The organism is Falsiroseomonas sp. RANM36 (genome assembly GCF_056682175.1).
Window position 1 is genome coordinate 565,175 of sequence record NZ_JBWXTD010000003.1, and the last position, 19,956, is coordinate 585,130.

Sequence of the window (19,956 nt, forward strand, 5' to 3'; positions counted from 1 at the left end):
TTCGGCATCTTCCCGGACGAGATCGCGGCCAAGGCCGCGGCAAGCGCCCTGCCCGCCGCCTGGTGGCGCCGGGGCGGGGGGGGGGGGCCCCCCCCCCCCCCCGCGTCGGCGAAGGCGCGATTGCTGCTGCTGGACAGCCTGGGCTGCGCCCTGGCCGGCCTGCGCCATCCGCGCGTCGCGGCCTTCGCGCAAGCGCTGCAGGCCGCCTTTCCCGGCGAGGTCGCGCTGGCCGGCGCGCATCTCGCGCCCGGTGCGGCGGCGGCCCTCCTCGCCACCGCCACCTGCTGGGACGAGGCGAATGAGGGACTCGCCGTCGCGCATGGCCGGCCGGCCCTGCCCGTGGCGCCGCTCGCGCTCGTCGCCCGCGCGCGGGGCGTGGCGGCGCAGGATGCGGTCGCCGCCTTCGCGCTCGGCTACGAGGTGGCGGCCCGCGCCGGCGAGGCCTGGCGCATCAAGCCGGGCATGCATGTGGATGGGTCCTGGCACAGCCTCGGCGCCGCCGCCTGCGCGGCGCGGCTGGCGGGGCTGGATGGGGCGGGCATCGCGCGCGCGGTGCGGTTGGTTTCGTGCCAGGTGCCCTTCTCGCTCTACGCGCCGATCGCGGCGGGGATGGACGGGCGCAACAGCTATCCCGCGCATGCCGCGCTGCTCGGCAGCATGGCGGCTGCGTCGGCCGTGGCCGGGATGGATGCGCCGGAGGATGGCTTCGCGCAGGCACGCCGGATCGCGCTCGGGCATGACGCGCCGGCGGCCACCACGCCGCCCGGCACCTGGCTTCTCGAAGACGCCTACCTCAAGCCCTTCGCCGGTGTGCGCCATGCGCATTACGGCGCCGTCGCCGCCATCGCGCTGCGCGGCCGCGTGTCGCGCACGCCGCAGCGCATCCTGCTGTCCACCTATGCCGAGGCGCTGCGCTATGCCGGCAATCGCGCGCCGCGCGCCGCGATCGCCGCGCAGTTCAGCCTGAGCTGGGCCGTCGCGGCGGCGCTGGCCCAGGGCGATCTCGGCCCCGCCGCCTACACGGACGAGGCCCTAGCCGATCCGCGCATGCGTGCGCTGGAAGCGCAGGTCGAGCTGGTGGAGGACACCGCCCTCACCGCGGCAGGCCGCCGCGGCGCGACGCTCGTCGTGGATGGCGAGAGCGAGACCGTCACCGGCGTCACCGGCGATCCGGACAGGCCGATGAGCGAGGCGGAGGCGGTGCGGAAATTCGCGCGCTTCGTCGGCCGCACGCTCGGCGAGGCCGGCGTCGCGCGCGCCGTCGCCGCGTTGCTGCGGGATGCGCCGGCCGAGGGCCTCTTCGGATGACGGACGTCCTCATCGCCGGCGCCGGCCCGGTCGGGCTCACCCTCGCCCTCGCGCTGCACCGGCGCGGCCTGGATGTGCGCGTGCTGGAGAAGCGCGCGGAGCTGTCGGCCGCCTCCCGCGCCTCCACCTTCCATCCGCCGACGCTGGAGGCGCTGGACGAGCTCGGCGTCTTCACCGCGCTGCGGCCCGGCGGCGTCCAGGTGGATCGCATCCTGTGGCGCCGCGTGGACACGGGTGAGACCGCGACGCTCGACCTCGGCATCCTGCCCGACGAGGCCCGCTTCCCCTTCCGCTGGCACCGCGAGCAGCATTTCCTGACGCCTGCGCTGCTTGCCGCGCTGCCGGCGGGCACGGCGCGCTTCAATGCCGGCGTCGCGGCGCTGACACAGGACGATGGCGGCGTGACCGTCACCTGCGAGGACGGCTCCACGCATCGCGCGCGCTTCCTCATCGGCTGCGACGGGTCCTCCGGCGCCGTGCGGGGCCTGGCGGGCATCGCGGCGGAGACGAACGACTACGCGCATCGCGTGCTGCGCCTGCTGACGCCGCTCGATCTGCGCGCGCATGTGCCGGGGCTGGACGGCCTCGGCTATCTCTACGATTCGCAGGGCTCCTGTTCGCTGCTGCGCATGCCCGAGGTCTGGCGCGTCATCCTGCGCATGCCGCCGACCATGACGGATGCCGAGGCGCTGTCGGATGGCTACGCCCACACGCAACTCAAGCGCTTCCTGCCGCAACTCGCGACGATGCCGATCAGCGGGCGCGACGTGTATGGCGTGCGCAAGGCGATGGCGGTCGCCTATCGCGCCGGCCGCGTTTTGCTGGCGGGCGATGCCGCGCATCTGACCAACACGCGCGGCGGCATGAACATGAATGCCGGCATCCATGATGCGATGACGCTGGCGGCCACGCTGCGCCGCGTGCTTGATGGCGGCGGCGATGCGTTGCTGGATGCCTGGGCGGAGGCCCGGCTGCGCACGGTGCGGACCGCGCTGCTGCCGCGCACCGATGCGCGCGTGGCGGCCGACCCCTCGGGCGAGGTCGCGCGCATGGCGGCACTGACGCCCGATCAGGCGCGCGCCTGGGCGCGGGAGGCGAGCATGCTGGACATCGCGAAGGTCGGCGCACCGTGACGCATCCGCCGCGCCGCTGGCATCCCACGCATCGCGTCGGCCTGCTCTCGCCCTCCGCCAATCCTGCGGTCGAGCCCGAGATCCGGCATCTGCTGCCCGCGCAGGCGGCGCTGCATGTCGCGCGCCTGCCGGTGATGCCGAACACCACGCTGGAACAGCGAAACGCCGTCTATCTCGGCCATGTCGAGGCCGCGCTCGGCGCCTTCGGCGCGCTGGCGCTGGATGCGGTGATCGTCGGCCTCACCGGGCCGAGCTACGCGCTGCCGCCGGAAGAGGACCAGGCGCTGCAGGAGCGGCTCTCGGCCACCGCCGGCCGCCCGGTGATCCTCGCCGCCCGCGCCATCGCGGAGGCGCTGGAGGCGCTCCGCCGCACGCGCCTGCTGCTGTTCTCGCCCTATCCCGGCTGGCTGACGGAGCGCGCCGAGCGCTACTGGGCGGCCGCGGGGCTCGACCTGGTGGAGTCCTTCAAGGTCTCGGACACGTTCCGCGCCTATGACCTGGCGCCGGAGGAGATCGCGGACGGGCTGGCGAAGCTCGCCCCGCCGCCGGATTGCGCCGTGCTGATCTCCGGCACCGGCGCGGCGACGCTGGACGCGATGGAATGGATGCGGGCGCGGCTCGGTGTGCCGCTGCTCTCATCGAACATGGCCTGCGCCTTCGCAGCCTGCCGCAGGCTGGGCCTGCCGGCGAGCGAGGCGATGCGGGCTTGCTGCCCGGATCTGGCCGGTCTGCTGGCAGCCTGACAGCCGCCGCATCCTGACAAGGAAGGCTTTGCCCGCGTGCCGCGATGGCCCCCGTGAGCCCTATCGCGGCGTCACGCCGGAGGCGCGCCAATCGGCACGACGCCGCGACAGGCGGAGCGGTCAGCGGACGGAACGGTACAAGCCTGTGTTCCCGCGGCGTTGCGCAGCAACGTCGTGGGGCAAGTTCAGCGCTGGCGCGCCTTGCGGGCGTCCATCATCGCCTTGTGGGCGGCGGCGAGCGTCACGGCGCGGTTGCGCTGGTCGGCGGCGCGGCGGGCGGCGGCATTCGCCGCCTCGATCTCCGCGGCGCGGCGCCGGGCCAGTTCCTCCTGCGCCTTGCGCTCCGCCTCCCGCTTGGCGGCCAGACGGGCAGCCTCGGCGGCCTGCTTCTCGGCGAGCTTCGCGGCGCGCTTCTCCGCCTCGCGCGCGGCGCGCGCCTCGGCAATCGCCTTCTGCTCCGCCATACGCTTCTGCACCTCGGGATCGTCGAGGCGCGACTTCATCGCGGCGAACTTCTCGGCGGCGGCCTTGCGCGCCTCCTCGGCGGCATTCTTGCGCTCGTTGAAGTCGAAGAGCTTCTTTGTCTGCATGGTCCTGCTGGCTTTGGGCAGCCTGCATTTAGCCGCGCCAGCGGGCGCGGCCAAGGGGCTTTGCCCTGTGCGGGGCGCAACTCTCCCCCTTCATCACTCCGTGAGGAGGGTCGCCGAAAGCCGTCGGTCGCGCCCGCACGGGGCCAGCCGAGGGCTGCTAATTCGCCAGGGTGACGCCCGATTCCTTCACGAGTTGCGCCCAGCGCGCCACCTCAGCCTGGTGGAAGGCGCCGAATGCCGCCGGCGGCATCGTGGCAATGCGGAAGCCGGCCGCCTCCAGACGGCCACGCAGGACGGGGTCGGCGAGCGCCGCGACGGTCGCATCATGCACCCGCTCCAGGATCGGCGGCGGCGTGGTCCGGGGCGCGAACAGCCCGAACCAGGCATCGCCCGAGACATAGTCGTAGCCGAGTTCCTTCAGCGTCGGCACCTCCGGGATGTCGGGAAATCGTTCCTCCCCGCCCACGGCGAGCGCCCGGATGCGGCCGCCGGCCGCCAGCGCGGAGACGCTGGCCCAGGTCGCCATCATGAAATCGACCGTGCCGGCCGCCAGGTCCTGCGCCGCCGGCGCCGCGCCGCGATAGGGCACATGCGTCGCGTTCATCCCATTCCGCCGAGCGAAGGTCTCGCCCATCAGGTGGGAAGAGGACCCGGCCGAGGACGAGGCATAAGACAGCCCCCTGCCCGGCTGCCGGCCGAGCGCCACCAGCTCCGGCACCGTGCGCGTCGGGGAGGCGGCCGGCACCACCAGCGCATGCGGCGCGCGGGCGACCAGGCTGATGGCGGCGAAGCCGGCCGGGTCATAGGGCAGGTTCGGGATCAACGCCCCGTTGGTCGCATGGGTCTGGTTGTTGCCGAGCACGAGGGTGTAGCCGTCGGGCACAGCACGGAAGGCCTCCTGCGTGCCGACCACGCCGCCGCCGCCACCCTTGTTGTCCACCACGACCTGCTGGCCCCACTGGTCCTGCCACTTGGCCGCCAGGGCGCGGGCCAGCACATCGGTGGTCCCGCCCGGCGGGAAAGGCACGATCAGGCGCACCGTCCGCTGCGGCCAGGACGGCTGCGGGACAGGGGCCTGGGCCGCGGCAGGCGCGGCGAGCAGGGGCAGGGCGAACAGCGCGCGGCGAGCGAGCATCGGCATCCTCCGGGTCGGTCGCTGTCATTGTTGCCCTCCGGCAGCGCTTCCGGCAGAGGAAATCGCCATGAAGGTCACGGTTCTCGGCGTCGGTGCCATCGGCGGCTGGCTCGCGGCAGGCTTCGCCGCGGGCGGGGCGGAGGTGTCGCTGCTCGCCCGCGGCGCCAAGCTGGCCGCGCTGCGCCGCGACGGGCTTGTGCTGCGCGACGGCGCGGCCGAGCGCCGTTTCCGTCTCCAGGCCGAGGCTGACCCCGCCGCGCTGCCACCGCCCGACCTGCTGGTGCTGGGCCTCAAAGGGCAGGACCTGCCTGGCGCCCTGCCGATGGTCCAGGCAGCGCTCGGGCCCGGGACGCGGGTGCTGTCGGCGCAGAACGGCGTGCCGTGGTTCTTCCTGCAGGGCTTCGGCGGCCCGCTGCAGGGCATGGCGCTGGACAGCGTGGACCCTGGCGGGGCGCTGGCCGCCGCCCTGCCGCCGGAGCGCATCCTGGCCGCCGTGGTCCACGCCGCGGCCAGCGTGGAGGCGCCGGGCGTCATCCGACTGGCCAAGGCCGACCGCCTGCCGCTTGGCGATATCGGTGGCGGCAACGCCGCGCTGCTGGCCGAGACGGTCGCCCTGCTGCGCAGCGGCGGCATCCCCGCCGAACCCACCGAGGCCTTGCGTCAGGACATCTGGCGCAAGCTTTGGGGCAATTCGAACATGAACCCGTTGAGCGCGCTCTGCCGCGCCACTCTCTCCGACATGCTCGACGAGCCCGGCGTTCGCGGCCTGGCCGAGGCGATGATGGCGGAGATGGATGGGCTCGGGCAGGCGATCGGCCTCGCGCCGCTCGGCTCCATCGCGGACCGCATGGCCGTCACCCGCCGCATCGGCGCTTTTCGGACCTCCATGCTGCAGGATCTGGAGGCCGGGCGCCGGCTGGAACTCGGCCCCATCCTCGGCGCCCTGGTCGAAATGGCGGAGCGCCTCGATCACCCTGCCCCGGTGATGCGCGGGGTGCATGGGTTGGTGGCGCTGCTGGAACGCTCACGGGGCTGATACCGGCGGGCCGAAGGGCTATATGGCGCCATCATGAGCGAAACCCTGGCCGTTGACGCGGTCGCGCGGGAAGCCGCGCGCCGGCGCACCTTCGCGATCATCGCCCACCCCGACGCTGGCAAGACCACGCTGACGGAGAAGCTGCTGCTGAAGGGCGGCGCGATCCAGTTGGCTGGCGCCGTCCGCGCCAAGGGCAACGCCCGGCGCACGCGATCCGACTGGATGAAGATCGAGCAGGACCGCGGCATCAGCGTCGCGACCTCGGTCATGACCTTCGAGCGCGCGGGCGTCGTCTTCAATCTGCTCGACACGCCCGGCCACGAGGATTTCTCCGAGGACACCTACCGGACGCTGACCGCGGTGGATGCGGCCGTGATGGTCCTGGACGCCGCCAAGGGCATCGAGAGCCAGACGCGCAAGCTGTTCGAGGTGTGCCGCCTGCGCGACATCCCGATCGTCACCTTCGTCAACAAGATGGACCGCGAGGCCCGCGATCCCTTCGAGCTGATCGACGAGATCGAGAAGACACTCGCGCTGGATGCCGCCCCCGTCGCCTGGCCGGTCGGCCGCGCTTCCGAGTTCTGGGGCACCTACGACATCCTGGCGAAGCGCCTGATGCCGGTGGACGCGACCGAGGACGAAGGGATTTCCGTCAGCGGCTACGATGACCCGAAGATCGCCGAGCTGGTCGGCGAGGCGCGCGCGACCGCGCTGGCCGAGGAGGTGCTGCTGGCCGAGGCCGGGCTCAAGCCCTTCTCGCTCGAAAGCTTCCGCGAGGGCACGCTGACGCCGGTGTTCTTCGGGAGTGCGCTGCGCGACTTCGGCGTGGGTCACCTGCTGGAAGGCCTCGCCCGCTTCGCCCCCCCGCCCGGCGCCCGCCCCGCCGATCCGCGCGACGTGGCGCCGGCGGAGCCGCGGCTGACCGGCTTCGTCTTCAAGGTCCAGGCCAACATGGACCCCAACCACCGCGACCGCGTGGCCTTCGTGCGGCTGTGCAGCGGGCGTCTGACCAAGGGCATGCGCCTGCGCCAGGTGCGCACCGGCAAGCAGGTGCCGGTGAACGCGCCGCTGTTCTTCTTCGCCAAGGAACGCCAGGTAGCCGAGGAGGCCTGGCCCGGCGACGTCGTCGGCATCGCCAACCACGGCACGCTGCGCATCGGCGACACGCTGACCGAAGGCGAGGAGGTCAATTTTCGGGGCGTTCCTTCCTTCGCTCCTGAGATCCTCCGCCACGTACGGCTGGAGGATCCGATGCTGGCCAAGAAGCTGCGCACGGCGCTGGACCAGCTGGCTGAGGAAGGCGTCGTGCAGATTTTTCGTCCGTTGGACGGCAGCCCGCCGGTGGTTGGCGTGGTGGGCCAGCTGCAGCTCGACGTGCTGCAGTCGCGGCTGAAGGTGGAATACGGCGTGCCCGCCGGCTTCGACGCGACGCGCTGGCAGGTGCTGCGCTGGATCACCGGCGACCGCGCCCAGATCGAGCGCTGGGCCGCGACCAACCGCGGTGACACCGCGGAGGACCATGACGGCGAGTATGTCGCGCTGTTCAGCAGCGACTGGCGCCGCAACCGCGCGCAGGAGGATTTTCCGGCGCTGAAGTTCCATGCGGTGCGGGAGCAGCACGGCGTGGTGCAGATGGCGCGCTGACACGAACATCCCTCCCCCGTGCACGGGGGAGGGATGGGGTGGGGGGAGCCAACAAGCCTGCCCCAAGACGTCAGAGCCCCAGATACGCCTCCCGCACCGCCGGATCATGCAGCAGCGTCGCCCCGGTCCCGCTCTGCGCGATCCGCCCCGTCTCGATCACATAGCCCCGGTCCGCGATCGCCAGCGCGGCACTCGCATTCTGCTCCACCAGCAGCACCGTGACGCCGGCGCGCTTCAGCGCCATGACGGCTTCCAGGATCTGGTCCACCAGCACCGGCGCCAGGCCCATGCTCGGCTCGTCCAGCAGCAGCAGCCGCGGCTCGCTCATCAGCGCGCGGCCGATCGCCAGCATCTGCTGCTGCCCGCCCGAAAGCCCCGCGGCGGGCAGCGCGCGCTTTTCGCGCAGGATCGGGAACATCCCGAAGACGCTTTCGAGATTCTCGTCCGTTGTCGCACGCGCCCGGCGGAACGCGCCCAGGCGCAGATTGTCCTCGACGCTCAGCGGCCCGAAGACCTGGCGGCCCTCCGGCGATTGCGCGATGCCGGCGGCGACGCGGCGGTGCGGCGTCCAGCCGGTGATGTCCTCGCCATGGAAGCTCACGCGGCCGGCGCTGACGGGCTGCACGCCGGAGAGGCAGCGCAGCAGCGTCGTCTTGCCCGCGCCGTTGCCGCCGACGATCGCAGTGATCTCGCCGGTCTCGACGCGCAGCGAGACGCCCTTCAGCGCGAGGATGCGGCCATAGGCGGATTGCAGGTCCCGCACCTCAAGCAAGGCTCGCCTCCTTCACGCCATGCGTGCCGAGATAGGCGGCGATCACCTCGGGGTTGGTGCGCACCTGCTCAGGCGTGCCCTCGGCCAGCATGCGGCCCTGGTTCAGCACGACGACGTGGCGGCTGATGCGCATCACCAGCTTCATGTCGTGCTCGATCAGCACCACCGCGACGCCGCGCGCCGCGACCTGCGCGATCAGGCGGTCGATCTCCTCCGTCTCCACGGGGTTGCAGCCGGCGGCGGGCTCGTCCAGCAGCAGCACGCGGGGATTCGTCGCCAGCGCGCGCGCGATCTCCAGCCGCTTCAGCGCACCGTAGGGCAGCGAGCCCGCCGGCGTCTCCGCCGTATCGGCCAGGCCCACCTCCTCCAGCAGCGCCATCGCGGCATCGCGCGTCGCGGCATTGGCGCGGCGCGAGCGCGGCAGCCGGAACAGGTCGGCGAGCAGAGTCGAGCCCTCGCGCAGGTGCCGCCCCGCCATCACGTTCTCCAGCGCGGTCATGCGGAAGAACACCTGCAGGTTCTGGAAGGTGCGCGAGAGGCCGAGCGACGCAAGGCGATGCGGCGGCGCCTGCGTCACCTCCTGCCCGTCCAGCGCGATGCGGCCCTCCGTCGCGCGGTAGAGGCCGGAGACGATGTTGAAAAGCGTGGTCTTGCCGGCGCCATTCGGTCCGATGATCGCCAGGATCTCGCCCGCGCGCGCCGCGAAGCCGACGCCATCCAGCGCGCGCAGGCCGCCGAAGGAGATGCCCACGCCCTCGGCCGTCAGCAGGACATCGCCTCGGCTGGTCACGCAGGCCTCCGCCGCAGCAGCGCCGCCAGCCCCGGCACGATGCCAGCGCGGAGAAAGATCATGAAGAGCATGATGAGCAGTCCGATCACCGCCTGCTCGTATTCGTGCAGGAAGGTGAGCGTCTGCGGCAGCAGCACCAGCAGCGCCGCGCCCACAACCGCGCCGGGCACCGAGGCGAGGCCGCCGATCACCACCATCGTCACGTATTCGATGGAGGCCAGGAAGCCCGAGGCTTCCGGCGTGACGAAGCCGTTCATCAGCGCCAGCAGCCCGCCCGCAATTGCCGCATAAACCGCGGCAATGACGAAGGCGCGCAGCTTGTGCGCGGCGACGTCGATGCCGACGGTCCGGGCCGCGACCTCGCTGTCATGCAGCGCGGCCAGCGCGCGGCCCGAAGGGCTCGCCTGCAGGTTCAAGGCGATCCAGACGCCGATCAGCAGCGCGCCGCCGGTGATCCAGTAGAAGGTCTCGCCGCCGCGGATGCGCCAGCCGAACAGCTCGGCCCGCGGGATGCGAATGCCGTCGGGGCCGCCGGTCAGCGCCACCTCGTTCACCAGCACCATCGTCACCAGCATGCCGAAGCCGAGCGTCGCGACCGCCAGGTAATGCCCCTTCAGGCGCAGGATCGGCCGGCCCACCACGAAGGCCACGCCACCCGCGATCACCGCGCCGAGCGGCAGGCAGAGCAGCACATCCAGGCCAAGCAGCTTGGGCCCCAGCGCCATCGTATAGGCGCCGATGCCGACGAACCCGGCATGGCCGAGGCTCACCTGCCCCGCCTGTCCCATCAGGATCTGCAGCCCGACGGCGGCGAGCGCCGTCACCCAGATCAGCGCGGCGACGCGGAAATAGAAGCCGGAGGGGAAGAACCACGGGATGGTGCCGATGATCACCGCAAGGATGATCAGCGTGGCCCAACGCGATCCCATCACACGCGCTCCACGCTGCGGCGCCCGAACAGCCCCTGCGGCATGGTGAACAGCACCGCCAGGATCACTACGAAGGCGACCGCGTCCTTGTAGGCCGAGGAGATCGTGCCCGCGGCGAAGCTCTCGAGCAGCCCGAGCAGCAGCCCGCCCACCACCGCACCCAGCGGGCTGCCCATGCCGCCCAGCATCGCCGCCGCAAAACCCTTCAGCGCCAGCATGGTGCCGACATCAAAGGAGGTCAGGGTGATCGGCGTGATGAGGATGCCCGCGAGTGCGCCGATCGCCGCGCTCAGCCCGAAGGAGAGCGCGAGCACGAAGGAGGTGTCCACGCCGACCAGCCGCGCCGCCAGCCGGTTCGCGGCCGTCGCCAGCACCGCCTTGCCGAGCAGCGTCTTCTCCAGGAAGACGAAGAGGCCGAGGAACACCAGCACCGCCCCGCCCAGCACCCAGAAACTCTGCGGCAGGATGGCCGCGCCCGCCAGCGGGATGGGATCGCTGCCGCTGAAGGCAGGCAGCTGATGGAACTGCTTGTCGAAGACGATCTGCGCGACGCCGCGCAGGAAGATGCTGGCGCCGATGGTGATGATGATGAGCGTGACGGCGGATGCGCCGCGCGCCGGCTCGATCGCCAGGCGATGCAGCAGCAGGCCGACCGCGACCGCCACCAGGATCGCCAGTGCCGCGGCCAGCGGCAGCGCGAGCCCGGCGGCCGTGGCGAAGACCGTCACCATGCCGCCGAGCATCACGAACTCGCCCTGCGCGAAGTTCACCACGTCCGACGCGTTGTAGATCAGGGTGAAGCCCAGCGCGACCAGCGCATAGACCGCGCCGACGGTCAGGCCGGAGACGAGGAATTGCAGGAGCTCCGCGGTCATCGCCCAAAGTCTCCATCCGCGAGGGCGGCGCGGGCCTCTCTGCCCGCGCCGCGGCCGCGAATGCGGCCCGCCGCCCGTAAGGCTTCACCACCGGCGCGCCAGTAGCGCGGCGAAGCCAAGCGCGCGGATGCGCGCGCCCGGCGTCTGAGGGTCAGTTTGAAATGAGCATGAACTGGCCGTTGCGGATCTCGACCATGCGGAAGGCGCTGAGATCCAGGCCCATATGGTCGGTCGGGCTCATGTTCACGACGCCGCCGGTGCCGACGAAGCCGCGGGTCTGGCGGATCGCGTCGCGCAGGCGCGTGCCGTCGGTGCTGTTGGCGCGCTTGATCGCCTCCACCAGGATCATCAGCCCGTCATAGGCATGGCCGCCGAAGGTCGAGACGGGCTGGCCGGTCTCGCGCTCGAAGGCGGTCTTGTAGTCGATAAGCACCTGGCGCTGCGGATCGTTCGCCGGCAGTTGCTCGGCCACCAGCAGCGCGGCCGCGGGCAGGCGCACGCCCTCGGCCGCCTGCGGGGTGGCCAGCTGGATGAACTGCGCGCTGGCGACGCCGTGCGACTGATACAGCGGCAGGCGGATGCCGAGCTGCGCGTAGTTGCGCGTGACGATCGCCGGGCCCTGGCCGAAGCCCGGGTTCACCACCGCCTCCACGCCCGCGGTGTTGCGGATGCGCGTCAGCTGCGGGGTCATGTCGGAGTCGCGCGGGCCGTATTGCTCGTCGGCGACGATGGTGATGCCGGCCGCCTGCGCCACGCGCTGGCACTGCGTGCGCATGGACTGCCCGAACCCGTCCGTTCCCGAGATCAGCGCGACCCGCGAAAGGCTCCGCGCGCGGATGTCCGCAAATATCTTCTCGCAGGCCATGCGGTCGGTGTGCGGGGTCTTGAAGGTGTAGGGCGCGACGGGGTCGATGATCTCGATGCCGCCGGCGAGCGAGATGAAGGGGATGCGCGCTTCCTCGAAGACCGGGCGCATCGCCATCGTCGTGCCGGTGGTGGTGCCGCCGACCATCGCCACCACGCGGTCGTCCTCGACCAGGCGGGTGGCGAAGGTGCGGGCGCGGTTCGCGTCGCCGCCGTCGTCATAGACGATCAGCTGGATCGGCCTGCCGTTGACGCCGCCCGCGGCGTTGATGCGGTTCACGTAGAGCCGCAGCGTCTTGTCCTCGGGGTCGCCGAGGAAGCTCGCCGGCCCGGTGACGGAGAGCACCGCGCCGATGCGGATCGGATCGTTGCGCTGCGCCAGTGCCGGCAGCGCGACGATGGCGGCGGCGCCAAGCGCGAGCGCGCCGCGCCGGAGCATGGAAGCGACACCCATTCTTCTTCCTCCCTGTGTGACGCGCTCAGGCCGCGGCGGGGCGCCGTGCCATGGCGATGTGGAACCGGTTGGCGACGAAGGCGGCGTCCGTCAGGCAGGATGTGCCTGCCGGATTGGCGCCGGAGACATGATAGTCGCTGAAGGCCGCGGACTGGTTCACGAACAGCCCGCCGCAGAGATTTTCGCTGAGTGCCACGCCAGCCTTGGCGAAGGCGGCCTCGGCGCGCTGCAGGAACGCCTCGTCCGTGCTGTGGACCAGCGCGGTGATCGCGCCCTTCTCGCGCACGGAGGTCGCGGCGAGGCGCAGCGCCTCCTCCGCATCCTCGCAGCGGATCAGGAAGCCGATGGGGCCGAAGCGCTCCTCGCCCCAGGCGGCGCGGTCGGCGGCTGCGACCGCGACGAGCAGCGGCGTTGCGCTGCGCGCTTGCGTGAAGCCCGGCATCTCCACCGTCCCGCTGTCGCGCACGACGCGTCCCAGGCCGCGCGCGGCGGCGATGCGGTCCAGCGTCGCCGGGTTCTGCACGGTGCCGAGAACGCCGGCGGCGCGCGCCGGGTCGGCGAGCAGGGCGTCCACGGCTGCAGCAAGCGCCTTGGCCACTTCGTCGAAGCTCTTCGGGCCGTCCTCGGTCGCGATGCCCTCGGCCGGCACGAAAAGATTCTGCGGCGCGGTGCACATCTGGCCGCTGTAGAGGGAAAGCGAGAAGGCCAGGTTGCGGCACAGCCCCGCGAAATCGGCGGTGGAGTGCAGCACGACCGGGTTGATCCCGGCTTCCTCGGTGTGCAGCGGCTTCGCGCCGGCGATGTGCGTGCGCAACCAGCCGCCGAAGGCCGGGCCGCCGGTGAAGTCCACGATGCCGATCGCCGGATGCCGCGCGAGATCCGCCGCCAGCGGCGCATCGGGCGTGTCGGGTGCAAGCTGCACCACGTCTTCAGGGAAGCCCGCCTCCGCCAGCACGACGCGCGCGGTGCGCACCGTCAGCGCCAGCGGCAGGATCGCCGCCGGATGTGGCTTCACGATCACCGCATTGCCGGTGGCGAGATCGGCGAAGAGGCCGGGATAGCCGTTCCAGGTCGGGAAGGTCGCGCAGCCGATCACCAGGCCGATGCCGCGCGGGATGGCCCGAAAAGTCTTGTCGAGGTTGAGCGTCTCTTTCCCCGCCGGCTTGCTCCAGCGCACCGCGCCCCGAATTTTCCCGAGTTCCTCCATCGCATAGGCGACCGCTTCCAGCCCGCGATCCTGCGCGTGCGGCCCGCCGGCCTGGAACGCCATGGCCCATCCCTGGCCGGTGGTGTGCATCACCGCCTGCGCCATCAGGAAGCTGTCGCGGTTGAGGCGGTGCAGGATCTCGAGGCAGACGCCCGCGCGGTGCTCCGGCGAGACCTCCGCCCAGGCCGGCGCGGCGGCTTCCGCGCGCGCGACCAGCGTCGCGACATCCTCGGCCGGATAGGTGACGCCGAGCACCGGGCCCCACGGGGAGACCTCGGCGCCGACCTGCCGCGCACCCGGCGCGAAGGGCTTTGCGAGCAGCGCGGCGAAGGCGGCCTCCGCATCGGCCTTCGCCGTCTCGCCGTAGATCCTGCCGGAGGGCGCCTCCGGATAGGCGGAGAAATAGGCGCGCGAGCGCGCCGCCTGCATGGCCTGGTCCAGCGTCGCGCGATACTTCGCGAACAGCGCGTCGCGGATGTTCCCCGCCATCGCTTCCTCCCCGCCCTGTTGACCCTGGCGAGCTCCCAAAATAGATTAACCGAACGGACAGTCAATACAAATTGGCCTGGATCTGGATTGGGAGGGGTGCATGGCGGAGGAGGCGGGACCGCTGCTGGTCGAGCAGCGGCAAGGCTGGCGGAAGCTCACGCTCAACCGGCCGCAGAAGCTCAACGCCTTCGACGCCACGCTGCACGCCGCGCTGTGCGACGCGCTCGCGGATGCGGGGCGCGATCCGGCTTGTCGGGCGGTGCTGCTGAGCGGCGCCGGGCGCGGCTTCTGCGCCGGGCAGGACCTGGCCGAGCCGGGGCTGACGGGGCCGGAAGCCGATCTCGGCGCGGTGCTCGATCGCGGCTGGAACCGGCTGGTGCGCACGATCCGCGAGCTGCCGAAGCCGGTGGTCTGCGCGGTGCATGGCGTCGCGGCGGGCGCGGGCGCCTCCATCGCCTTCGCCTGCGACATCACCCTGGCCGCCGAGGATGCGCGCTTCGCCCAGGTCTTCATTCGTATCGGCCTGATCCCCGACAGCGGCGCGACCTGGACGCTGACGCATCTGGCGGGCCCCGCGCGCGCGCGGGCGCTGGCGATGCTCGGCGATCCGATCAGCGGCAGCGAGGCCGCGGCGATGGGGCTGGTGTGGCGCGCCGTGCCGGCCGATGCGGTGATGGCGGAGGCGGAGAAGCTCTGCGACCGCCTCGCGCGCCTGCCTGCCGGCGCCCTTGCGGCGACGAAGCGTGCGCTGGCCGCCGCGGAGAGCAACGGCTTCGACGCGCAGCTGGCACTCGAAGCGCAGATGCAGCGCGAGCTCGGCCGCAGTGCGGACTATGCGGAGGGCGTCGCGGCCTTCCAGCAGAAGCGCGCCGCACGCTTCGAAGGCGCGCCGGAATGACGCCGCAGCAACTCGCTGAAGCCTGCGCCGAGGCGATGTGGGCGGAGGATCGCGCCTCCGCCGGCCTCGGCATGCGCATCGCGCGCGTCGCGCCGGGCGAGGCCGAGCTGACCATGCCGGTGGAGAGCCGCATGGTGAACGGGCATGGCATCTGCCATGGCGGCTTCATCTTCGCGCTGGCCGATTCCGCCTTCGCCTTCGCCTGCAACTCCTTCAACCGTCGCGCCGTCGCGCAGAGCAACACCATCACCTATCTGCGCCCCGCGAAGCTCGGCGACATGCTGACGGCCCGCGCGGTGCAGACCACCAGCGCCGGGCGCAGCGGCATCACGGACGTCACCGTCAGCGACCAGGAAGGCCGCGCGATCGCCGTGTTCCGTGGCCTGTCCCGCATGATCGAAGGTCATCTCGTGGAGGTCACGCCATGACGACGCGCCTCGGCGATCCGCCGCCGGCCGAGTTGCTCGACGACGGCGAGCGGCTCTCGCCGCCGCAGCTGCGCGCGCTGCAACGCGAGCGCCTCGCCGCCACGCTCGCCAATGCCTACGAGAACGTGCCGCATTATCGCCGCGCCTTCGAGGAAGCCGGGGTCACGCCGCTGGATTTCCGCGACCTCGACGACCTGCGCAGATTCCCCTTCACGACGAAGGCCGATCTGCGCGCCAACTATCCCTTCGGCATGTTCGCCGTGCCGCGCGAGCAGGTGGTGCGCATCCACGCCTCCTCCGGCACCACGGGCAAGCCGACCGTCGTCGGCTACACGAAGCAGGACATCGACACCTGGGCGTCGCTCGTCGCGCGATCCATCCGCGCGAGCGGCGGCAGGCCGGGGATGATGGTGCATGTCGCCTATGGCTACGGCCTCTTCACCGGCGGCCTCGGCGCGCATTACGGCGCGGAGGCGATGGGCTGCACCGTCATCCCCGTCTCCGGCGGGATGACCGAACGCCAGGTGCAGCTCGTCGAGGATTTCCGGCCGGAGATCATCATGGTGACGCCCTCCTACATGCTCGCCTTGCTGGACGAGTTCCGGCGGCAGGGCGTGGACCCGCGCAAATCCTCCCTCAAGGTCGGCATCTTCGGCGCCGAGCCCTGGACCGAGGCGATGCGCGCGCAGATCGAGGAGGCCTTCGACCTGCACGCCGTGGACATCTACGGCCTGTCCGAGGTGATGGGCCCCGGCGTCGCCAATGAATGCGTCGAGACCAAGGACGGCCCGCATGTCTGGGAGGACCACTTCTACCCGGAGATCGTGAACCCCGAGACCGGCGAGCCGGTGCCTGACGGCGAGCCGGGCGAGCTGGTTTTCACCTCCCTCACCAAGCAGGCCATGCCGGTCATCCGCTACCGCACGCGCGACCTCACGCGGCTGCTGCCCGGCACGGCGCGTCCCGCCTTCCGGCGCATGCAGAAGATCACCGGCCGCAGCGACGACATGATCATCCTGCGCGGCGTCAACGTGTTCCCGTCGCAGGTCGAGGAACAGATCCTGCGCGTGCCGCACCTGGCGCCGCACTACCAGCTGATCCTGACGCGCGAGGGCCCGATGGATGCGATGACCATCGCGGTGGAATGCGAGCCCGGCCGCGATGCGGGCGAGCGCGCGGCGGCGGCGCAGGCGCTGGCCCATCACGTGAAGGAGATGATCGGCGTCTCCGCGGCCGTGGATGTGCGCGACCCCGGCGCGATCGAGCGCAGCCTCGGCAAGGCGCGACGTGTCGTGGACAAGAGGAAGTAAGATGGCGCGACCACGGGCGGCCGACCACTTCGAAAAACGCCAGGCCATCATGGCGCAGGCGGCGGAGCTGTTCGCGCAGCACGGCTACGACCGCGCCTCGCTCGCGATGCTCGCGCAGGCCTGCGGCGTCTCCAAGGCGCTGGTCTATCACTACTGGCGCGACAAGGAGGAGCTGCTCTTCGACGTGCTGGCGCAGCACCTGCAGCACCTCGTGGAGATCGCCCGCGGCGTCCACACGCTCACCCGCGGCCCGCGCGAGCGGCTCGAGACCTTTGCCTTCCTGCTGCTGGATGCGTATCGCGACGCGGATGCGGTGCATCGCGTGCAGATCTCCTGCCTGTCCCTGCTCTCGCCCGAGCGGCAGGAGGCGCTGAAGGCGCTGGAGCGGGCGCTGGTGGCGGAGGCCGCCGACATCATCGCCGAGTTGCATCCGGATGTCGGGCGGCACCGCCAGTTGCTGATGCCGCTGACCATGTCCTTCTTCGCCATGCTGAACTGGCACTATCTTTGGCACCGTGAGCGGGCGGGGCTTTCACGCGCCGATTATGCGCGGATGGTCGCGACGCTGATCGCGGCAGGGTCGCCGGCGGTGGTCGAGTCGTTCGGGCCAGCCTTGGCCGACGGCTGATCCGCGCGGGTCAGCCCTGCCGCCGCTTCGCGCGGCGTGGCGCATCCGCGGCCCCGCGGACCGGCTGAAGGACCGTCGGCGACAAGCGCGCCAAGTGTCGACTCTCCTGCCGCTTCGGATAGACGCCGCGCAGCACCTCGTCGAAGTGACGGCGCAGCGCCGCATTGCATTCACAGGACAGGGCGGCGAGCCCGTGCGGGTCGCTCACCTTCAAGCCGCCACGGCGCGTCTCGGCCAGGCCGCGCACCTTGAGCGACTGGATGACACGGCTCACATAGCTGCGTCCGACGCCCAGCATGCCGGCAAGCCCTTCCTGGGTCAGGGTCAGGCTTTCGTCGCCGGTGCGGTCGATAGTGGCCAGTAGCCATTTCGCTGTGCGCTGCTCGATCGAATGCACTGCATTGCAGGCGATGGCCTGGAACATCTGCGCCATGAGGCAGTCGGCATAGCGGGCGAACAGGTTGCTCACCGCCGGCGAGCGCGCCTTCGCCGCATCGAGGTCGCGCAACCGGAGCCGGAGAAACTGGCCCGGCACCTGTATCTCCGCGCGGGCGAAGGCGGGCAGGTTGCCCTGGCTGACGATGCCGCCGACCGCGCCCTCGCGCCCGATCAGCGCGGTCTCCACGTCGCGCCCGTCCTCGAGCGCCACGCGGAAGGACACCAGCGCCGGGCCGCAGGGAAAGTAGACGTAATCCACCATGTCGCCAGGGCTGTAGATGAGTCTGCCCGCGATCCCGGACCAGGGCTCAAGCATGGGCCGGAGGATCGCAAAGTCAGCCGAACGAAAGGTGCGCAGAAGGTTGTTGGGAACCTCGCCTGGCCCGGTGTCCGGCACCGTCACCTGTCTCAAGCCATCCACGATCGACCTCCTGCGCGCGCCAGCGCCATCGTTCCATGGTGAAACGTGCGGCACGCGGTTGCGTTCACTATTGCGCAGACGCGCTCAACAGCCCGTGGTTGGTACCCTTGGCGCAACCCGTTGCCCGGGAGCGCTATGGGGAGGCCGAAGTGAACGCCGAGAGGGCGGAGTTCTGGTTCTTCGACGTTGTTCCGGCAGTCGGACCAGGAAGCGACCCGCTTTCCGCACTTCTCGCCGATTGCGGCTTGGCGGTGGCGGTGGAGGCGGAGGCGCAAGACCGGCTAAACGACCGCATCCGGTCGGCGATCGGCGAGGGCGCCACGCGCCTGCAGGCAGGCTTCCCCGCGCGGATCGGCGGCGCGGCGCGCTGGCTGGACCTGCATTTGGGCCTCGCCGCGCCCGCCGGCGCCGCTTCGCCGATCCGACTTCGCGGCATGGTCGTGGACGGCACGACGCAACGCCTGGCGGCGGAGCGTTCTGAGGCTGTGCAGCGCGAGTTGTCGCACCGGATAAAGAACATCATGGCAGTGGTCGCAGGTCTCATCGCGCTGGCCGCGCGCGGCGCGCCCGAGGCGCAGGCCTTCGCCAATGCCGTGCGCGCACGCGTCGTCGCGCTGGCGTGCATCTACCGCCATGTGGAGCCCGGGGCTGCAGGGCTGCCGGATGGACAGCTCATGTCGGTCCAGAGCTTCCTGGCGGATGCCCTCGCTCCCTACGCGGGCGGGGTGGGTATAGACGTGCAGCCTGGAATCGGAGCGCTGCCGATCGGGCGGCAGACCGCGACGGCCCTCGCACTGATCATTTATGAGCTTGCGACGAATGCGACGAAGCACGGCGCGCTCGCGACGCCCACGGGCACGGTGCGGCTGTGCGTGAGTGCCAAGGGCGAATCGCTGCTCCTCCACTGGACGGAGCGGGGCGGGCCACCCTTGCCCGCGGGGCCGGGTCCGGGCGGCTTCGGAACGGCGATGTCCGATCGCATCGCGGCAACCCTGCTCGGGAGCCATCTGCTGCGCGACTGGCAGCCGGGCGGGCTGGTCGCAACACTTTCGTTCGACCTCGATCGGCTGGCGACATGACGGCCGGGGGGACGCAGGCCTAGACTGGCCAGATGACGCTGCGCCTCAATGCCGACTTCGCCCGCCGCGCCGCGGTGCATCCCGCGCCGGAAGCCTGGGTCGCCTCGCCGATGGCCGGCGTCGAGCGGCTGATGCTGGACCGCGTCGGCGGCGAGGTGGCGCGCGCAACCTCCCTGGTGCGCTACGCGCCGGGCAGCGCCTTCTCCGCCCACCGCCACGACGGCGGCGAGGAATTCTTGGTGCTGGAGGGCGTGTTCCAGGATGAGACGGGCGACCACCCCGCGGGCACCTATGTGCGCAACCCGCCCGGCACCGCGCATGTGCCGGCCTCGGCGCCGGGCTGCACCATCTTCGTCAAGCTCTGGCAGTTCGACCCGGAGGACCTGACGCCGCTGCGGGCCGACATCGCCGCCCTGCCCCGCGCCGCCGATCCGCTGCGGCCCGGCGTGCAGGTGGCGCCGCTGCTGGCCCGGCAGGACGAGACGGTGCGGATCGAGGATTGGGCGCCGGGGGCGCGGGTGCCGCTGCTCGCCCCGCGGGGGCTGGAATTGCTGGTGCTGGCCGGCGGCTTCACGGAGGGGGGCGAGGCATTCGGCCGGCATGCCTGGCTGCGCCTGCCGCCCGGCCATCGGGGCGTGGCCGTGGCCGGGCCGCAGGGGGCGACGGTCTGGGCCAAGGCGGGGCATCTGGCGCAGATCCGCCTGCCGCCGGGCGCCTGATGGCCCGCCGCCGGCGCGTTCACCTTTCGATACCGATCCCGGGCTTGGCCGATCCCGCGGCCGGGG

Annotated in this window: 20 protein-coding genes; 11 read left to right on the plus strand and 9 right to left on the minus strand. The window is 71.6% G+C overall.

From position 1 onward, the window contains the following. From AC1MIR_RS07485 to AC1MIR_RS07495, 3 genes are all read left to right on the plus strand, one after another. Nucleotides 1-1,308: MmgE/PrpD family protein (locus tag AC1MIR_RS07485; protein WP_480027554.1), on the plus strand; the 1,308-nt coding region annotated here is incomplete at its 5' end. Beyond that, nucleotides 1,305-2,441 (plus strand): FAD-dependent oxidoreductase, encoded by a 1,137-nt coding sequence (locus tag AC1MIR_RS07490; protein WP_480027555.1) that lies wholly within the window; start codon nucleotides 1,305-1,307, stop codon nucleotides 2,439-2,441. The genes AC1MIR_RS07485 and AC1MIR_RS07490, both read left to right, overlap by 4 nt. Continuing rightward, the gene (locus AC1MIR_RS07495; RefSeq protein ID WP_480027556.1) at nucleotides 2,438-3,184 is read left to right on the plus strand and encodes a maleate cis-trans isomerase family protein; all 747 of its coding nucleotides are present in this window, start codon (nucleotides 2,438-2,440) and stop codon (nucleotides 3,182-3,184) included. Before AC1MIR_RS07490 ends, AC1MIR_RS07495 begins: the two co-directional genes overlap by 4 nt. A 185-nt stretch (nucleotides 3,185-3,369) precedes the next feature. On the opposite strand, the gene AC1MIR_RS07500 is transcribed toward AC1MIR_RS07495, so the two are convergent. Further along, complete coding sequence (locus AC1MIR_RS07500; protein ID WP_480027557.1) at nucleotides 3,370-3,774, minus strand: hypothetical protein; 405 nt, start codon at nucleotides 3,772-3,774, stop codon at nucleotides 3,370-3,372. A 157-nt stretch (nucleotides 3,775-3,931) separates the two neighbouring features. Further along, complete coding sequence (locus AC1MIR_RS07505; RefSeq protein ID WP_480027558.1) at nucleotides 3,932-4,909, minus strand: tripartite tricarboxylate transporter substrate-binding protein; 978 nt, start codon at nucleotides 4,907-4,909, stop codon at nucleotides 3,932-3,934. Nucleotides 4,910-4,976: 67 nt separating this feature from the next. On the opposite strand from AC1MIR_RS07505, the gene AC1MIR_RS07510 reads away from it, so the two are divergent. Both AC1MIR_RS07510 and AC1MIR_RS07515 read left to right on the plus strand, forming a co-directional pair. After that, complete coding sequence (locus AC1MIR_RS07510; RefSeq protein WP_480027559.1) at nucleotides 4,977-5,945, plus strand: ketopantoate reductase family protein; 969 nt, start codon at nucleotides 4,977-4,979, stop codon at nucleotides 5,943-5,945. A gap of 33 nt (nucleotides 5,946-5,978) precedes the next feature. Beyond that, a complete protein-coding gene (locus AC1MIR_RS07515; protein ID WP_480027560.1) occupies nucleotides 5,979-7,589 on the plus strand; it encodes a peptide chain release factor 3 in 1,611 nt (536 codons plus the stop codon). Between the two features lie 70 nt (nucleotides 7,590-7,659). Here the strand turns inward: AC1MIR_RS07515 and AC1MIR_RS07520 are convergent, their stop codons facing one another. From AC1MIR_RS07520 to paaN, 6 genes are all read right to left on the minus strand, one after another. Continuing rightward, nucleotides 7,660-8,352 (minus strand): ABC transporter ATP-binding protein, encoded by a 693-nt coding sequence (locus AC1MIR_RS07520; RefSeq protein WP_480028721.1) that lies wholly within the window; start codon nucleotides 8,350-8,352, stop codon nucleotides 7,660-7,662. A 1-nt stretch (nucleotide 8,353) separates the two neighbouring features. Then, complete coding sequence (locus tag AC1MIR_RS07525; RefSeq protein ID WP_480027561.1) at nucleotides 8,354-9,151, minus strand: ABC transporter ATP-binding protein; 798 nt, start codon at nucleotides 9,149-9,151, stop codon at nucleotides 8,354-8,356. Then, nucleotides 9,148-10,080 carry a branched-chain amino acid ABC transporter permease gene (locus tag AC1MIR_RS07530; RefSeq protein WP_480027562.1) on the minus strand — a complete coding sequence of 311 codons (933 nt, stop codon included), beginning with the start codon at nucleotides 10,078-10,080 and terminating at the stop codon, nucleotides 9,148-9,150. The genes AC1MIR_RS07525 and AC1MIR_RS07530 overlap by 4 nt, the downstream gene beginning before the upstream one ends. Further along, complete coding sequence (locus AC1MIR_RS07535; RefSeq protein ID WP_480027563.1) at nucleotides 10,080-10,955, minus strand: branched-chain amino acid ABC transporter permease; 876 nt, start codon at nucleotides 10,953-10,955, stop codon at nucleotides 10,080-10,082. Before AC1MIR_RS07535 ends, AC1MIR_RS07530 begins: the two co-directional genes overlap by 1 nt. Before the next feature lie 151 nt (nucleotides 10,956-11,106). After that, the gene (locus tag AC1MIR_RS07540; RefSeq protein ID WP_480027564.1) at nucleotides 11,107-12,273 is read right to left on the minus strand and encodes an ABC transporter substrate-binding protein; all 1,167 of its coding nucleotides are present in this window, start codon (nucleotides 12,271-12,273) and stop codon (nucleotides 11,107-11,109) included. A gap of 25 nt (nucleotides 12,274-12,298) precedes the next feature. Beyond that, a complete protein-coding gene (paaN, locus tag AC1MIR_RS07545) occupies nucleotides 12,299-13,969 on the minus strand; it encodes a phenylacetic acid degradation protein PaaN (RefSeq protein WP_480027565.1) in 1,671 nt (556 codons plus the stop codon). Nucleotides 13,970-14,069: 100 nt separating this feature from the next. Between paaN and AC1MIR_RS07550 the strand changes: the two genes are divergently transcribed. The 4 genes from AC1MIR_RS07550 to AC1MIR_RS07565 are packed head-to-tail and all read left to right on the plus strand — an operon-like array spanning nucleotide 14,070 to nucleotide 17,233. Beyond that, nucleotides 14,070-14,867: an enoyl-CoA hydratase-related protein gene (locus AC1MIR_RS07550; protein ID WP_480027566.1), complete on the plus strand. Its 798-nt coding sequence runs from the start codon at nucleotides 14,070-14,072 to the stop codon at nucleotides 14,865-14,867. After that, entirely contained in the window at nucleotides 14,864-15,295 is a 432-nt protein-coding gene (gene paaI, locus AC1MIR_RS07555; protein WP_480027567.1) for a hydroxyphenylacetyl-CoA thioesterase PaaI, read from the plus strand. The genes AC1MIR_RS07550 and paaI overlap by 4 nt, the downstream gene beginning before the upstream one ends. Further along, nucleotides 15,292-16,605 (plus strand): phenylacetate--CoA ligase PaaK, encoded by a 1,314-nt coding sequence (paaK, locus tag AC1MIR_RS07560; protein ID WP_480027568.1) that lies wholly within the window; start codon nucleotides 15,292-15,294, stop codon nucleotides 16,603-16,605. The genes paaI and paaK overlap by 4 nt, the downstream gene beginning before the upstream one ends. 1 nt (nucleotide 16,606) lies before the next feature. Continuing rightward, entirely contained in the window at nucleotides 16,607-17,233 is a 627-nt protein-coding gene (locus tag AC1MIR_RS07565; RefSeq protein ID WP_480027569.1) for a TetR/AcrR family transcriptional regulator, read from the plus strand. Between the two features lie 10 nt (nucleotides 17,234-17,243). Here the strand turns inward: AC1MIR_RS07565 and AC1MIR_RS07570 are convergent, their stop codons facing one another. After that, complete coding sequence (locus AC1MIR_RS07570) at nucleotides 17,244-18,074, minus strand: Crp/Fnr family transcriptional regulator (protein ID WP_480027570.1); 831 nt, start codon at nucleotides 18,072-18,074, stop codon at nucleotides 17,244-17,246. Nucleotides 18,075-18,241: 167 nt separating this feature from the next. On the opposite strand from AC1MIR_RS07570, the gene AC1MIR_RS07575 reads away from it, so the two are divergent. Both AC1MIR_RS07575 and AC1MIR_RS07580 read left to right on the plus strand, forming a co-directional pair. After that, nucleotides 18,242-19,171 carry a sensor histidine kinase gene (locus tag AC1MIR_RS07575; protein WP_480027571.1) on the plus strand — a complete coding sequence of 310 codons (930 nt, stop codon included), beginning with the start codon at nucleotides 18,242-18,244 and terminating at the stop codon, nucleotides 19,169-19,171. A 32-nt stretch (nucleotides 19,172-19,203) separates the two neighbouring features. Then, nucleotides 19,204-19,890, plus strand: coding sequence for a cupin domain-containing protein (locus AC1MIR_RS07580; protein WP_480027572.1), 687 nt, complete (start codon nucleotides 19,204-19,206; stop codon nucleotides 19,888-19,890). Nucleotides 19,891-19,956: the final 66 nt, after the last annotated feature.

Bases quoted from the DNA above. Each gene is read 5' to 3' on its own strand.
- AC1MIR_RS07505 (WP_480027558.1), bottom strand. From the start codon at position 4,909: ATGCTCGCTCGCCGCGCGCTGTTCGCCCTGCCCCTGCTCGCCGCGCCT.
- paaI (WP_480027567.1), top strand. From the start codon at position 14,864: ATGACGCCGCAGCAACTCGCTGAAGCCTGCGCCGAGGCGATGTGGGCG.
- paaN (WP_480027565.1), bottom strand. From the start codon at position 13,969: ATGGCGGGGAACATCCGCGACGCGCTGTTCGCGAAGTATCGCGCGACG.
- AC1MIR_RS07580 (WP_480027572.1), top strand. From the start codon at position 19,204: ATGACGCTGCGCCTCAATGCCGACTTCGCCCGCCGCGCCGCGGTGCAT.
- AC1MIR_RS07565 (WP_480027569.1), top strand. From the start codon at position 16,607: ATGGCGCGACCACGGGCGGCCGACCACTTCGAAAAACGCCAGGCCATC.
- AC1MIR_RS07540 (WP_480027564.1), bottom strand. From the start codon at position 12,273: ATGGGTGTCGCTTCCATGCTCCGGCGCGGCGCGCTCGCGCTTGGCGCC.
- AC1MIR_RS07530 (WP_480027562.1), bottom strand. From the start codon at position 10,080: ATGGGATCGCGTTGGGCCACGCTGATCATCCTTGCGGTGATCATCGGC.
- AC1MIR_RS07500 (WP_480027557.1), bottom strand. From the start codon at position 3,774: ATGCAGACAAAGAAGCTCTTCGACTTCAACGAGCGCAAGAATGCCGCC.
- AC1MIR_RS07550 (WP_480027566.1), top strand. From the start codon at position 14,070: ATGGCGGAGGAGGCGGGACCGCTGCTGGTCGAGCAGCGGCAAGGCTGG.
- AC1MIR_RS07535 (WP_480027563.1), bottom strand. From the start codon at position 10,955: ATGACCGCGGAGCTCCTGCAATTCCTCGTCTCCGGCCTGACCGTCGGC.
- AC1MIR_RS07490 (WP_480027555.1), top strand. From the start codon at position 1,305: ATGACGGACGTCCTCATCGCCGGCGCCGGCCCGGTCGGGCTCACCCTC.
- AC1MIR_RS07515 (WP_480027560.1), top strand. From the start codon at position 5,979: ATGAGCGAAACCCTGGCCGTTGACGCGGTCGCGCGGGAAGCCGCGCGC.
- paaK (WP_480027568.1), top strand. From the start codon at position 15,292: ATGACGACGCGCCTCGGCGATCCGCCGCCGGCCGAGTTGCTCGACGAC.
- AC1MIR_RS07510 (WP_480027559.1), top strand. From the start codon at position 4,977: ATGAAGGTCACGGTTCTCGGCGTCGGTGCCATCGGCGGCTGGCTCGCG.